The sequence below is a fragment of the Methylophilus sp. 5 genome, from assembly GCF_000515275.1.
Classification (GTDB): domain Bacteria; phylum Pseudomonadota; class Gammaproteobacteria; order Burkholderiales; family Methylophilaceae; genus Methylophilus.
In genome coordinates, this window is the sequence record NZ_KI911560.1 from 2,840,666 (window position 1) to 2,854,055 (window position 13,390).

12 protein-coding genes are annotated in these 13,390 nt (G+C 50.6%); 5 read left to right on the forward strand and 7 right to left on the reverse strand.

Going from position 1 to position 13,390, the window contains the following annotated elements:
- Positions 1-77 precede the first annotated feature (77 nt).
- Positions 78-716 carry a 3-isopropylmalate dehydratase small subunit gene (gene leuD / locus METH5_RS0113775; protein WP_029149052.1) on the reverse strand — a complete coding sequence of 213 codons (639 nt, stop codon included), beginning with the start codon at positions 714-716 and terminating at the stop codon, positions 78-80.
- A gap of 12 nt (positions 717-728) precedes the next feature.
- Positions 729-2,135, reverse strand: coding sequence for a 3-isopropylmalate dehydratase large subunit (gene leuC, locus METH5_RS0113780; RefSeq protein WP_029149053.1), 1,407 nt, complete (start codon positions 2,133-2,135; stop codon positions 729-731).
- A gap of 119 nt (positions 2,136-2,254) precedes the next feature.
- Between leuC and METH5_RS0113785 the strand changes: the two genes are divergently transcribed.
- Together METH5_RS0113785 and pagP are read left to right on the forward strand one after the other, a co-directional pair.
- Positions 2,255-3,046, forward strand: coding sequence for a helix-turn-helix transcriptional regulator (locus METH5_RS0113785; RefSeq protein WP_029149054.1), 792 nt, complete (start codon positions 2,255-2,257; stop codon positions 3,044-3,046).
- A 23-nt stretch (positions 3,047-3,069) separates the two neighbouring features.
- Complete coding sequence (pagP, locus tag METH5_RS0113790) at positions 3,070-3,609, forward strand: lipid IV(A) palmitoyltransferase PagP (protein ID WP_029149055.1); 540 nt, start codon at positions 3,070-3,072, stop codon at positions 3,607-3,609.
- A 20-nt stretch (positions 3,610-3,629) separates the two neighbouring features.
- Here the strand turns inward: pagP and cimA are convergent, their stop codons facing one another.
- The 5 genes from cimA to METH5_RS0113815 form a co-directional block, all read right to left on the reverse strand.
- A complete protein-coding gene (gene cimA / locus METH5_RS0113795) occupies positions 3,630-5,198 on the reverse strand; it encodes a citramalate synthase (protein WP_029149056.1) in 1,569 nt (522 codons plus the stop codon).
- A gap of 5 nt (positions 5,199-5,203) precedes the next feature.
- On the reverse strand, positions 5,204-6,427 hold the full coding sequence (locus METH5_RS0113800; RefSeq protein WP_029149057.1) for an argininosuccinate synthase: 1,224 nt from the start codon (positions 6,425-6,427) through the stop codon (positions 5,204-5,206).
- Between the two features lie 38 nt (positions 6,428-6,465).
- Positions 6,466-7,383: an ornithine carbamoyltransferase gene (argF, locus tag METH5_RS0113805; protein ID WP_029149058.1), complete on the reverse strand. Its 918-nt coding sequence runs from the start codon at positions 7,381-7,383 to the stop codon at positions 6,466-6,468.
- A gap of 22 nt (positions 7,384-7,405) precedes the next feature.
- A complete protein-coding gene (locus METH5_RS0113810) occupies positions 7,406-8,596 on the reverse strand; it encodes an aspartate aminotransferase family protein (protein WP_051413044.1) in 1,191 nt (396 codons plus the stop codon).
- A gap of 62 nt (positions 8,597-8,658) precedes the next feature.
- Entirely contained in the window at positions 8,659-9,150 is a 492-nt protein-coding gene (locus tag METH5_RS0113815) for a urate hydroxylase PuuD (protein WP_029149060.1), read from the reverse strand.
- Between the two features lie 374 nt (positions 9,151-9,524).
- Between METH5_RS0113815 and mqo the strand changes: the two genes are divergently transcribed.
- The 3 genes from mqo (at position 9,525) to METH5_RS0113830 (ending at position 13,377) form a co-directional block, all read left to right on the forward strand.
- Positions 9,525-11,078, forward strand: a complete 1,554-nt coding sequence (gene mqo / locus METH5_RS0113820; protein ID WP_081726748.1) for a malate dehydrogenase (quinone) — start codon at positions 9,525-9,527, stop codon at positions 11,076-11,078.
- Between the two features lie 86 nt (positions 11,079-11,164).
- Positions 11,165-12,949: a hypothetical protein gene (locus tag METH5_RS0113825; RefSeq protein ID WP_029149062.1), complete on the forward strand. Its 1,785-nt coding sequence runs from the start codon at positions 11,165-11,167 to the stop codon at positions 12,947-12,949.
- A gap of 179 nt (positions 12,950-13,128) precedes the next feature.
- Positions 13,129-13,377 carry a hypothetical protein gene (locus METH5_RS0113830; protein ID WP_029149063.1) on the forward strand — a complete coding sequence of 83 codons (249 nt, stop codon included), beginning with the start codon at positions 13,129-13,131 and terminating at the stop codon, positions 13,375-13,377.
- The last annotated feature ends 13 nt before the right edge of the window (positions 13,378-13,390 follow it).

Sequence of the window (13,390 nt, forward strand, 5' to 3'; positions counted from 1 at the left end):
AATGTACATAGAGTACAATAAGATTTCGAGCACCGCGTAACAACGCCAATCCATCGCGCAGCAGGTTTATAAGGTTTTTATGCGAACAACCAGGGTTGCGCAGCCTTATGTTTCTCTTCAAACGCCTTGATTTCTTCTGCGTGCTGCAAAGTCAGACCGATTTCATCCAGGCCATTGAGTAGATTGTGCTTACGGGTTGGCGTAATCTCAAAACTGAATGAGTGACCAGACGGCGTGGTCACCGTTTGAGCCACTAAGTCCACATTTAACGTGTAGCCTTCATTCGCCAGACACTCTTTGAACAGGCTATCGACCTGCTCGCCAGAGGCGACAATTGGCAAAATGCCGTTTTTGTAGCAGTTATTAAAGAAAATATCAGCAAAACTAGGCGCAATAATCACGCGAAAACCTTGATCCTCGATTGCCCACGGTGCGTGTTCGCGCGAAGAGCCACAGCCAAAGTTATCGCGTGCCAGCAATACCTGCGCGCCTTGATAGCGCGGCTGGTTAAGCACAAAGTCTTTGTTGAGCGGACGTGTGCTGCAATCCATGCCTGGCTCACCGTAATTGGTATAACGCCACTCATCAAACAGATAAGGGCCAAAGCCAGAGCGCTTGATCGACTTTAAAAACTGTTTCGGGATAATGGCATCGGTATCGACGTTGGCGCGGTCGAGTGGACAGGCCAGCCCGCTTAATGTAGTAAATGCTTTCATAAAGTTCTCCTCTTATGCGCTGCGCACATCCACAAAGTGACCGGCAATCGCGGCCGCAGCAGCCATTTCCGGGCTGACCAGGTGGGTACGCCCGCCTGGGCCCTGACGGCCTTCAAAGTTACGGTTAGAGGTAGAGGCACAACGCTCGCCCGGGCTCAATCGGTCTGCGTTCATCGCCAGACACATCGAGCAGCCTGGCTCGCGCCACTCAAAACCGGCTTCAATAAAAATCTTGTCCAAGCCTTCTGCTTCTGCCTGGCGCTTCACCTGGCCAGAGCCTGGCACTACCATCGCCAGTTTGATATTGCTGGCGACTTTTTTACCTTTGGCGACACCGGCAGCAGCCCGCAAATCTTCAATACGTGAGTTAGTGCAAGAGCCGATAAAAATCTTGTCCAGTTGAATCTGATCAAGCGGTGTATTTGCAGCCAGCCCCATGTATTTGAGGGCGTTTTCGATACTGGTGCGCTTGGTCGCATCTGTTTCTGTGGCCGGATCAGGCACGGTAGCACCGATCGGCAGCACTTGCTCGGGCGAAGTGCCCCAAGTGACTTGTGGTGCAATCTCGGCACCATTCAAGCTCACCACGGTGTCATAGGTGGCATCAGCATCAGATGTCAGCGTGTTCCAGTAAGCCACCGCCGTTGCCCAATGCTCCGCTTTAGGTGCATGCAAACGCCCTTCCAGGTATGCCGCCGTTTTTTCGTCGGGGGCGACCAAGCCAGCGCGCGCGCCTGCTTCAATGGCCATATTACACAGCGTCATGCGGCCCTCCATCGACAAGCCACGAATCACTTCGCCGCCAAACTCAATGGCGTAACCTGTGCCACCAGCCGTACCGATTTTGCCGATAATCGCCAGCGCGACGTCTTTTGCCGTTACACCTTTGCCTAATTGGCCATCTACACGCACCAGCATGCTTTTGGATTTTTTAGCTACCAGTGTTTGTGTCGCCATCACGTGCTCGACCTCAGAGGTGCCGATACCATGTGCCAGAGCACCAAAGGCGCCATGAGTCGAGGTGTGGCTATCACCACAGACCACGGTCATGCCTGGCAAGGTGGTGCCATTTTCAGGCCCAATGACGTGAATAATGCCTTGATCTTTGTTTTTAAACGGAAAATACACCAGGGCACCAAACTCCTTGATGTTGTTATCCAGTGTTTCCACCTGCAGGCGTGAGATCGGGTCTTCAATGCCTTTGTCCCAGTCTTTGGTCGGCGTATTGTGGTCAGGGTTGGCCACAATGCTGGAGTTGCGCCATGGTTTACGGCCTGCAATACGCAGCCCTTCAAACGCCTGCGGGCTGGTGACTTCATGTACCAGATGACGGTCGATATAAATCAAACAGGTGCCGTCCGCCTCTTCACGCACCACATGCGATTCCCACAATTTGTCGTACAGCGTTTTGCTTGCCATGACTGTTCCTTTCTTACCACGCAAATATTGATAAACCTTGCGCAGAATACCGAAGTTTCAATACCCTTACAAGAATACAGTTTATACTAGTATTAAGACTAATAGGATAAGCAAATCAAATGGATACGAGACGCCAGGAACTGGCTGAATTTTTACAAGCGATGCGTCAACGCGGATCACCGGAAGAGTTCGGCTTTCCTTCAGGTTCGCGGCGGCGCACACAAGGCTTACGCCGTGAAGAAGTGGCGCAACTGGCCAGCATCAGCGCCACCTGGTACACCTGGATAGAACAGGCACGCGAGGTCAATGTCTCCGCCGAAGCACTGGATAGGCTTGCGTCTGCGCTTAAACTCAGTAAATCAGAACGCAGCTATTTATTTGATATGGCAGACAGGCGCGACCCACACGCCCATCAAAGCGAGGTCGATACCGCGCCTGAAACATTGGTGACCATGCTGGCACAGATCCAGATCCCCGCCTACATTATGGGCCGCACCTGGGATATCTTGGCCTGGAATCAAGCAGCCGGCGCCTTGTTTACCGGTTTGCTCGATGTGGCGTGGCCACACCCTCAGCGCCCCAACCTGCTACGTTTTGTCTTTACCAACCCGCAAGCAAGGCAGTTCGTTTACAATTGGGATATGCGCGCGCGCAGACTGGTCGCAGAGTTTAGGGCAGATTGTCGCTCGCGATTAGAGGAACCAGAAGTGCAGCAATTGGTCAGTGAATTAAGTGCCAGCGCGGAGTTTACACAATTTTGGAAGCAACATGACGTGCTGGAAAGACAAGGCGGCCAGCGAGAATTCCAGCATCCAGCACATGGGCTGATACACTTTCAACAAGTCACGCTAAGGCCTGTTGAGCAGGAACAGCTAAAACTGGTGCTGTTGCAGCCAGCCAAGAGCGCATAACACCTACACCCTTAAAAATTGATATGAAAATATACGGACTACTATTAATCGCAACAGCCAGCCTCAACGCTTGTGCAGAGACACAAGAAGGTTGGTATGGGCAACTAAAAAATCACCTGGTCGATGTGTGGGACAAAGCGGATCAAACAGATTTATATGTGCCGCTGGTGACATATCACAATCGCAGCATGTACTCGAGAGAGAAAATTGATTCATTTAACGAGCGGCCATGGGGCTTAGGCATAGGCAAGTCAACCCGCGATGCAGATAGCAATTGGGACGGCTATTATGTGATGGCGTTTAAAGACTCCCACGATGACTGGGAACCGATTGTGGGTTATGGACACGTTAAAAATCTGGTCGGCCAGGCCAATGGCTTGAATGCTGGCGTTGGATTGACGGCCGGCTTCACGGCCAGAAGCGATTATAACTACAAGCCATTGCCTGTATTGTTACCGATTGCGGCAGTGGGATACGATACAGTGATCGTCAACGCCACCTATGTGCCAGGCACCAAGGGTAACGGCAATGTGCTGTTTATGTGGTCAACCGTGGCGTTTTAATCAATGCTAGCCAAGGCTAGTTAAAGACGAATCAGCTTATATTCCAGCGCATCTTTTAATGCCAGCCAAGAAGCTTCTATAATGTCTGACGAGACACCAATCGTGGTCCAGTTGCTTTGTTGATCGGTAGACTCAATCAGCACCCGCACCTTGGCCGCCGTGGCTTGGTTTGAATCCAGCACCCGTACTTTGTAGTCAACCAGTTTAATGTCTTTAATCGCCGGGTAAAACTGCTCCAGCGCCTGCCGCATGGCTTTATCCAGCGCATTGACCGGGCCATCGCCTTGCACGGTGGCGCTAGACGCCTGGTCATTGACGCAAATTTGAATGGTGGCGGTAGAATTTTGACCACGGCCAGAAGGTTCGTCGATATTGACGTTGTAATGTTTCAAACTAAAAAACGGCTCAAATTTACCTAGCAATTTTTGCATCAGCAATTCAAACGAGCCTTCAGCATTTTCAAACTGATAGCCTGCATGTTCCAGCGCTTTTAGCTGTTCCAGTATATTCACTGCTGCGTCAGACTCTTTGGTTAAGCTCGGGTCAATTTGCTGTAGTTTACGTAAAATCGCGCCGCGCCCTGCCACTTCAGAGACTAAAATCTGGCGCTCATTACCCACTGTGCCGGGGTTAATATGCTCGTAAGATTTAGGGTTTTTATTCACTGCATCAATGTGCATACCGCCTTTGTGGGCAAATGCATCTTGTCCCACATACGGCGCCTTGTCATTAAAAGTCACATTAGCCACTTCACTGACAAAGCGTGCCGCTGCCGTCAACTCTGCCAGCTGCGCATCCGAAATACATTCGAACCCAAGCTTTAACTGCACATTGGGGATAATAGAAACTAGGTTAGCATTGCCACAGCGCTCACCAATGCCATTAATCGTGCCTTGCACCTGACTCGCGCCAGCCTGTACGGCGGCAACCGAGTTAGCCACAGCCATCTCGCAGTCATTATGGCAATGAATACCAACCTGCACTGCTGGAAACTGTTTAACCACTGTTTGGGTGATTGCAAACACTTCATTCGGGAACGTGCCGCCATTGGTATCACATAAAGCCAGCACATCCGCGCCAGCTTCCACCGCGACTTGCAAGGTTTGCATGGCGTAATCAGCGTTGGCTTTATAGCCATCGTAAAAATGCTCGGCATCAAACACCACTTCTTTGCCCTGCGCTTTTAAATAAGCGATGGTGTCGCCTATCATGGCCAGGTTTTCCGGCAAGGTTGTGCGCAGAATATCTGTGACCTGGTAATCCCAGCTTTTGCCAAAAATCGCGACTGCCTGCGTATTAGCAGACAGCAGTGACTGCAAGTTTTTATCTTCTGCCGCCGAAATACCAATTCGGCGCGTGCTGCCAAAAGCAATAATCTTGGCATGCTGTAATTGCAACTCACCAACGCGGGCGAAAAACTCAAGATCTTTAGGGTTGGAACCAGGATTGCCGGCTTCTATGTAGCCTATGCCTAACGCATCCAGGCGTTGTACGACCTTGAGTTTATCTTCAACTGAAAAAGACACGCCTTGTGCCTGCGCGCCATCACGCAGGGTGGAGTCATAGGCAATGACGCGTCGATTAGCCATAAAAGTTATTTTTTACGGCTGTGCAGGTTCGCGGCAATGCGCATACGTAAAGCATTGAGTTTGATAAAGCCGCCCGCGTCTTTTTGATCGTAAGCACCTTTGTCGTCTTCAAACGTTGCAATGGTCGAGTCAAACAATGAGTCTGTTTTGCTATCACGGCCGACCACAATCACATTACCTTTGTAGAGCTTCACACGCACCCAGCCATTCACCGTCGCCTGCGTATGGTCGATCAGCGTTTGCAGCGCCACACGCTCAGGGCTCCACCAGTAACCGTTGTAGATCAGGCTGGCGTAACGTGGCATCAGGTCATCTTTCAGATGCGCCACTTCGCGGTCCAGCGTGATGCTTTCAATCGCACGGTGTGCTTTAAGAATAATCGTACCGCCAGGCGTTTCGTAGCAACCACGTGACTTCATGCCCACATAGCGGTTTTCTACCAAGTCTAAGCGACCAACGCCATGTTTGCCACCGATGCGGTTTAACTCAGCCAGAATCTCGTGCGCTTTCATGGCTTTACCATTCAAGGCAACAATGTCACCATTTTTGAACTCAATGTCCAGATACTCAGCCGCATCCGGCGCCTTTTCCGGTGACACGGTCCAGCGCCACATGTCTTCTTCAGCCTCGGCTGATGGGTCTTCCAGGTGACGGCCTTCGTAAGAAATGTGCAACAGGTTGGCATCCATAGAATATGGGCTGCCGCCTTGCTTGTGCTTCATTTCAACCGGGATACTGTGTTTTTCGGCATAAGCCAGCAGTTTTTCACGCGACAACAGATCCCATTCACGCCATGGGGCGATGATTTGAATATTCGGGTTGAGCGCATAAGCACCCAGCTCAAAACGCACCTGGTCGTTACCTTTGCCGGTCGCACCATGTGAAATGGCATCGGCATTGGTTTGCTTGGCGATTTCAATCAGGCGCTTAGCGATCAGCGGACGCGCAATGGAGGTGCCGAGCAGATACTCACCTTCATACACCGTATTGGCGCGGAACATTGGAAACACAAAGTCGCGCACAAACTCTTCACGCAAGTCATCAATGTAAATCTCGCTGACGCCAAATTTTTTGGCTTTTTCACGCGCAGGCTCCAGCTCTTCACCTTGGCCCAGGTCAGCAGTAAACGTCACCACTTCACATTGATAGGTATCTTGTAACCACTTCAAAATCACCGAGGTATCCAGGCCGCCGGAATAGGCCAATACCGCTTTTTTAATATCGCTCATCTAAATTATCCCAAACTGAATTCATCTGGCTTGTGAAATCAAGCCACTTTTCCTAACAACAAATATTCCATCAATGCTTTTTGCGTATGCAATCTGTTTTCTGCTTCGTCCCACACCACGCTTTGCGCGCCATCAATCACCTCGGCAGAGACTTCTTCACCACGGTGCGCAGGCAGGCAATGCATAAACACGGCATCGGCTTTGGCCACTTTCATCATGTCAGCATCGACTTGCCAGTCGGCAAAGTCTTTGCGGCGCTCTTCGTTTTCGGCTTCAAAGCCCATTGAGGTCCACACATCAGTGGTCACCAAATCTGCGCCACGTGCGGCTTCCATCGGGTCGGCAAACGACTCGAAGTGCGAAGTGCCATACAAATTGGCGCGCTCAGGCTCTACTTCGTAGCCAGGCGGCGTAGACACATGTACGTTAAAGTCGAGCACTTCTGCCGCTTGCAACCAGGTGTTGCACACGTTATTGCTGTCGCCAATCCAGGCCACGGTTTTGCCCTGAATCGACCCGCGGTGCTCAATAAAGGTAAAAATATCGGCCAGTATCTGGCACGGATGGTATTCATTGGTCAGGCCATTGACCACCGGCACGCGTGAGTTTTGCGCAAAGCGCTCGATGATGCTTTGCTCAAAAGTGCGAATCATGACAATGTCGCTCATGCGCGAAATCACTTGTGCTGCATCTTCTACCGGCTCACCGCGACCCAGTTGCGAGTCGCGCGTGTTCAGGTAAATGGCAGAGCCACCCAATTGCTGCATGCCCGCTTCAAATGACAAGCGCGTGCGCGTACTGGCTTTTTCAAAAATCATGACCAGGGTACGGTCTACCAGCGGCCAGTATTGTTTGTAGTTTTTAAATTGCGATTTAATCCATTTGGCGCGGGCAAAGATATGCTCAATCTCGTCACGGGTCAGGTCGTTAAACTGCAAAAAATGTTTAATACTCATAGTGTGTTGGGCACTTGTTAAATCAAGCGCTTGCCTTTAAAAAATTCAATATCAGCGGCGCCAGTCTGCTCACCAGCTCATCCGCCTCTTGTTTGCTCATCACCAGCGATGGCAACAAACGAATTACTTTTTCTGAAGTCACATTAATCAGCAACTTGGCTGCCAGTGCCTGCTTGACCAGATCTGCACAGGGCTTATCTAACTCAATACCAATCATCATGCCAGCATTGCGTATATTGATAACCCCCGCCTCACCTTTGAGCGCAGCAGTAAATTGCTCACGAATATAATCACCCACCTCTTCTGCGTTTTCACGCAGTTTTTCTTCGGTAATGATATCCAGCGTGGCTAAACCCGCAGCGGTTGCTAACGGGTTACCGCCAAACGTAGAGCCATGTTTGCCCGGGGTGAAAGTTTCAGCGGCAACGCCACGTGCAACACAAGCGCCAATCGGCACACCTGAGCCCAAGCCCTTGGCTAAGGTCATCACGTCTGGCACGATACCGGTATGCTGAAAAGCAAACCAGGTGCCGGTTCTGGCGATGCCAGACTGTACTTCATCGAGCATCAGCAACCAGCCGTTGGCATCACAAATCTCACGCAAGCCTTGCAAGTAAGCCTTGAGGCTAGCCGGAATATGCACGCCACCCTCGCCCTGCACGGGCTCAACCAATATCGCAACCACGTTATTTTTGTGTGAAGCAATGGTTTTAACCGCGTCAATATTATCAAATGGCACGCGCAAGAACCCACTGACCAAAGGCTCAAAACCAGCTTGCACCTTGCGGTTGCCGGTGGCAGACAAGGTTGCCATGGTGCGGCCATGAAAGCTTTGATCCATGACAATGATTTCAGGATGGTCTATGCCCTTGTTGTGGCCATACAGACGCGCCAGTTTAATGGCAGCCTCATTGGCTTCACAACCAGAGTTACAGAAGAACACACGATCCATGCCGGAGAGCTCAGCCAGTTTATCGGCCAAGGCAGACTGCTCGGCAATCTGATAAATATTAGAAACATGGATCAGCCGGGCAATTTGCGCATTGAGCGCAGCCACAAATTTTGGATGGGCGTGACCCAAGCCGTTGACTGCTACGCCTGACAGCGCATCCAGATAGCGATCACCGGCAGTGTCTGTTAACCAGACGCCCTCGCCTTTGACAAAAGTCACAGGCTGCCTGCCATAGGTGTTCATTAAGTGTTCCGAATGCATTTCAAACCCTTTTTCAAAAAACAAAAACGGCGGCTTAAGCCGCCGTAAACGCCTTAAACCCGTTAAAAACCTAATACTGCACGATGACTCAATCCATTAGCCATGAAAAATAACATGGGTAAGGAGAGCATCAAATTAGTACGCGATGCCAGCATGGCAATACGTCGTGCTTTATTTTTAGCCGCATCATCCGCGGGCACAAAACCAAGAATCTTTTTCTGGTTGGGCCAAATTAACGCCCAAACATTAAACAGCATAATAGTGCCTAACCAGGCACCCACGCCAATCAGCTCAAATCCATTACGCAATGCAAAAGCATCGGTAAAATGTGGCCCGAGCAAAGCAGCGCCTGCGAGCCAGGTCACCACAGCCGACCAGCGAAACCAGAGCAATGCGCGTGGGGCAATATGCTTGTTAATGCCGGCAGCAGTACCGTCTGCTGCTGCGGCTTTCAGGCCTGCCATTTGCACCAGGTTAAAGTAGTAAAGCAAACCTACCCAGGTAATCCCGGCCAAAAAATGGATCCAGCGTGCGAGTGCGGGCATCAGCTCCATGGATTAGCTCCCTGCCACAATAAAATTTTTCAGGAAAAAAACCAGAGCCAGGGTTAATAGCAACCCTGAGATGATGGACCCAGCGACAGATTCCAGCGGATTTTTCATACGCACCCCAATCATGTATTGCACAGATAAACCTGACCGCTTGCAAAGCCTTGGCAAACTTGTCGCGCGCCACACAATTGCACTTGCGAACTGTTTGCTCTAACCTCAAGTCAGGATTCGTTTTTTTCTAGTTTTAAACCAATTCTGGCGAATGCTAGAGATTACCGCAAAAGCCTTTTGTTGACAAGTTTGTGCAAGCACTACACCTACGGCTTTACCACCTATAAAGTGTGGCTAATGCAGCGTGTTTTTCGATTTATATTATAATGCGCGGCGGCATTATGATTGTGCGTTTGACATCCAGGCGCCTCAACACAGGGGAATCACATACCATGGCAACAACTGATCTCGATGTATTGCTGGTTGGCGGCGGCATTATGAGCGCCACGCTGGCAGTTCTGCTACATCGGCTCGACCCAACGCTGCATATTTGCATGGTAGAACAACTCGATGATGTTGCCCTTGAAAGTTCAGATGCATTGAACAACGCGGGCACCGGCCACGCAGGTTATTGTGAGCTCAACTACACGCCTAAAGACAAACATGGCGATATTCAGATACGGCGGGCACTTGAGATTAATGCCGCGTTTGAAGTCTCGCTGCAATGCTGGTCCAGCCTGGCAAAAGAAGGCGTGTTAAATGCCGCCGATTTTATTCAGCGCGTGCCGCACCTGAGTGCAGTGTGGGGCGCAGAAAATGCTGCATTTTTGCGCAAGCGTTTTGAGTCTTTACAAGCCCACCCCTTATTTGCCGAGATGCAATGGAGTGACCAAGCCAGCACACTGGGTGACTGGGTGCCACTGATGATGACCGGACGTCAGCCGGACGCAAATATGTCAGCCACCCGCGTTGCGCACGGCTCGGATGTCAATTTTGGCGCCCTGACCCGTCAGTTGGTGGCTTACCTGAAAACCCGCCCCAATTTCACCCTGCTCACACAATCACGGGTGACCAAACTCAAGCAGCAACAGCATCGCGAACACAGCAGCTGGCAAGTGCATATTCAACACTTGCCAACGGGGCACACACAAAACTACCAGTCACCATTTGTATTTTTAGGGGCTGGTGGCGGTGCGCTACCGTTATTGCAGCAATCCGGCATCCCCGAGGCACATGGTTATGGCGGCTTTCCGGTCAGCGGCCAATGGCTGATCTGCAATAACGAAACACTGATTAAGCGCCACCAGGCGAAAGTGTATAGCCAGGCCGCCGTCGGCGCACCACCCATGTCAGTGCCGCACCTGGACACACGCATGATACAAGGCCAGCCGGCATTGCTGTTTGGCCCTTACGCAGGATTCACCACGCGCTTTCTCAAACAAGGCTCGCGATTTGACCTGGCCAAGTCAGTTAAATTTAAAAACCTCAAGAGCTTGCTGGGCGCGGGTCGTCATAACCTGGACCTCACCAAGTACCTGATTAAAGAAGTTTTTCAAAGCCATGAGCAACGCATGGAGTCCTTACGCGTGTTTTTGCCAGATGCCCACAATGACGACTGGCAACTGGCACATGCCGGGCAGCGCGTACAAATTATCAAGCGCTGCCATCAACATTGGGGCAAGCTGGAGTTTGGTACTGAAATTGTCGCCAGCAGCGATGGCAGTTTAGCCGCGCTACTGGGCGCCTCACCTGGGGCGTCGGTGAGCGTGAAAGCCATGCTCGATGTACTACAACGCTGCTTTGCCAGCCGCATGCAAAGCAAAGACTGGCAAGATACGCTCAAAGCACTGATTCCGTCATTTGGCGAGTCTTTGATTGATGACGCAGCCTTGCTCGCACGCGTTCGCCGCGACACTTTGAGCACCCTCAACCTTGGGTAAGTCATGCCGCATCATCGTATTGCCACACGCTCCTGGCAATGTATAGAAAATGAAAAAAGTTGAATTTCATCCGCCATGTTGCGGTCATGTATGAAATGACTTCGATTGAAAGCTACTTGTTTATGCGTTCGTTTTTGCCAAACACCTCAACCCTTAAAACCCTTAGCGCTGGCTTTTCAGCCTTGCTGTTACTGGGCTGCCAGGCAACTACTGAAGCACAAAAAACACCGCCAGTCACGCCCGACTTTGGTGAAAACGTCATCATCCTGGATCCAGCAATGGCGGCAGATGCGATTCAGAGCAAACTGGACACCCTATTTAAGCAACAAGAAAGCAACCAGTTTGGCCCTGAGCGCTATGCTGTACTTTTTAAACCGGGCGTTTACCATAACAAAGTCAACCTTGGCTTTTATACGCAATTGCTGGGCTTAGGGCAGTTTCCTGACGATGTCATTCTGCAAGGTGGCATACAGGTAAATGCCGCCTGGCATGACGGTGACGCCACGCAAAATTTTTGGCGTAGCGTAGAAAACCTGTCAGTGACCCCCGATAACGGCACCATGCAATGGGCGGTATCGCAAGCCGCGCCACTGCGCCGTATTCATGTGCGCGGCAATATGCTGCTGGATGACAACGGCGGCTGGTCCAGCGGCGGCTTTATTGCCGACAGCCTCATTGATCAGCAAATTAACTCAGGCACCCAGCAGCAATGGCTAAGCAGAAACGTAAACCTGGGCAGTTGGACCAATGCCAACTGGAACATGGTGTTTGTCGGCGTGAAAAACCCGCCAGATGCCCAACACTGGCCCAACCCGCCTTATACCGTGGTCGAGCAAACGCCAGTGGTGCGTGAAAAGCCGTTTTTAACCATAGACAATACGGGCGCTTATCAGGTGTTTGTACCCGCACTGCGCATCAATACACAAGGCATCTCCTGGCAAGACAATCACCCACAAGGTGAAACGTTACCTTTGTCGCAGTTTTATATTGCCAAAGCCGCCACAGATACCGCATACACGCTCAATGCCGCCCTCAATAAGGGCAAGCACCTGCTATTAACACCCGGCATCTACAAATTGGACCAACCCTTGCACGTCGGCCTGCCTAATACCGTGATTCTGGGCCTGGGTATCGCAACCTTGCAACCAGTCGCGGGCAAGGCTGCCATGACCATCGCCGATATCGACGGCGTCAAACTGGGCGGCGTACTATTCGATGCCGGTGAAAAAAACGTTGACGTATTGCTGCAAGTCGGCGACAGCAAAAGTGTCATCAGCCATGCGGAAAACCCTACTACCCTGCATGACGTGTTTTTCAGGGTGGGCGGTGCCGCGGTTGGCAATGCCATGCATAGCGTCATCGTTAACAGCAACCATGTGATTGGTGACAACCTGTGGGTATGGCGCGGCGACCACGGCAACGGCATTGGCTGGGCAACCAATAAAACCAAACACGGCATCGTCGTCAATGGGGATGACGTCACCATGTACGGCCTCTTTGTCGAACACTTTCACAACTACCAAACCGTCTGGAATGGTGAGAATGGCGCGGTCTACTTTTACCAAAGCGAAGCGCCTTATGACGTACCTAACCAGCCAAGTTGGATGAATGGAAGGGTTAATGGATTTGCTTCTTATAAAGTGGGCGATCATGTCACCCGCCACACCGCCATAGGCATGGGAGTTTATTGCTTCTTTAACGAAAACCCTGAAGTCAAACTCAATAGCGCGATTGAAGCACCCGCAGGCGAGAATATTCGTTTTAGCCACGTCACCAGCGTGTCACTGGGCGGTACGGGGGAAATTACGCATGTGCTGAATGAAGTTGGTGAAACTTCGAAACCTGGTCACGAAGTGTCGCGCATGCCATAAATAACGATGCCCTAAAGACGTGGTATTTCAAACCAGTTCGATCTAGCACCAAATCCAAGTTGTCATGTGGTATTGACGGTCATATTGGCGCTCTATACTATCAATCCAAGTTGTTACCTAAGAGCTAACTGCTCAGCTAACAATAACTTTTAACGAATCTCGATAAAAATGGATGAAGCATGGCAGTCACACCAACTAAAAAGGTTAACGTTACCCTAAACAAGCATGACGGATCGATAGTAAACATTTCAAAAGTCGAATATTTTAACCGAGCAGAAGTTTTACTTTTAAACGGTGAGAACTCAAACACCATAATAAATCAAAGTGAAATTGACAGCGTTTCAATTGATGAAAAGCTGTATTTCATAACTAGCGTAGACGTTAGTGAAAATGGGGTTACCGCCGTTCGTGTTCATGCACAGCAATAATTTAGAAGAGATA

Excerpts from the sequence above, each read along its gene's own strand:
- leuD (WP_029149052.1), bottom strand. The coding sequence starts at position 716 with ATGAAAGCATTTACTACATTAAGCGGGCTGGCCTGTCCACTCGACCGC.
- leuC (WP_029149053.1), bottom strand. The coding sequence starts at position 2,135 with ATGGCAAGCAAAACGCTGTACGACAAATTGTGGGAATCGCATGTGGTG.
- METH5_RS0113785 (WP_029149054.1), top strand. The coding sequence starts at position 2,255 with ATGGATACGAGACGCCAGGAACTGGCTGAATTTTTACAAGCGATGCGT.
- pagP (WP_029149055.1), top strand. The coding sequence starts at position 3,070 with ATGAAAATATACGGACTACTATTAATCGCAACAGCCAGCCTCAACGCT.
- cimA (WP_029149056.1), bottom strand. The coding sequence starts at position 5,198 with ATGGCTAATCGACGCGTCATTGCCTATGACTCCACCCTGCGTGATGGC.
- METH5_RS0113800 (WP_029149057.1), bottom strand. The coding sequence starts at position 6,427 with ATGAGCGATATTAAAAAAGCGGTATTGGCCTATTCCGGCGGCCTGGAT.
- argF (WP_029149058.1), bottom strand. The coding sequence starts at position 7,383 with ATGAGTATTAAACATTTTTTGCAGTTTAACGACCTGACCCGTGACGAG.
- METH5_RS0113810 (WP_051413044.1), bottom strand. The coding sequence starts at position 8,596 with ATGCATTCGGAACACTTAATGAACACCTATGGCAGGCAGCCTGTGACT.
- METH5_RS0113815 (WP_029149060.1), bottom strand. The coding sequence starts at position 9,150 with ATGGAGCTGATGCCCGCACTCGCACGCTGGATCCATTTTTTGGCCGGG.
- mqo (WP_081726748.1), top strand. The coding sequence starts at position 9,525 with ATGCGCGGCGGCATTATGATTGTGCGTTTGACATCCAGGCGCCTCAAC.
- METH5_RS0113825 (WP_029149062.1), top strand. The coding sequence starts at position 11,165 with ATGTATGAAATGACTTCGATTGAAAGCTACTTGTTTATGCGTTCGTTT.
- METH5_RS0113830 (WP_029149063.1), top strand. The coding sequence starts at position 13,129 with ATGGCAGTCACACCAACTAAAAAGGTTAACGTTACCCTAAACAAGCAT.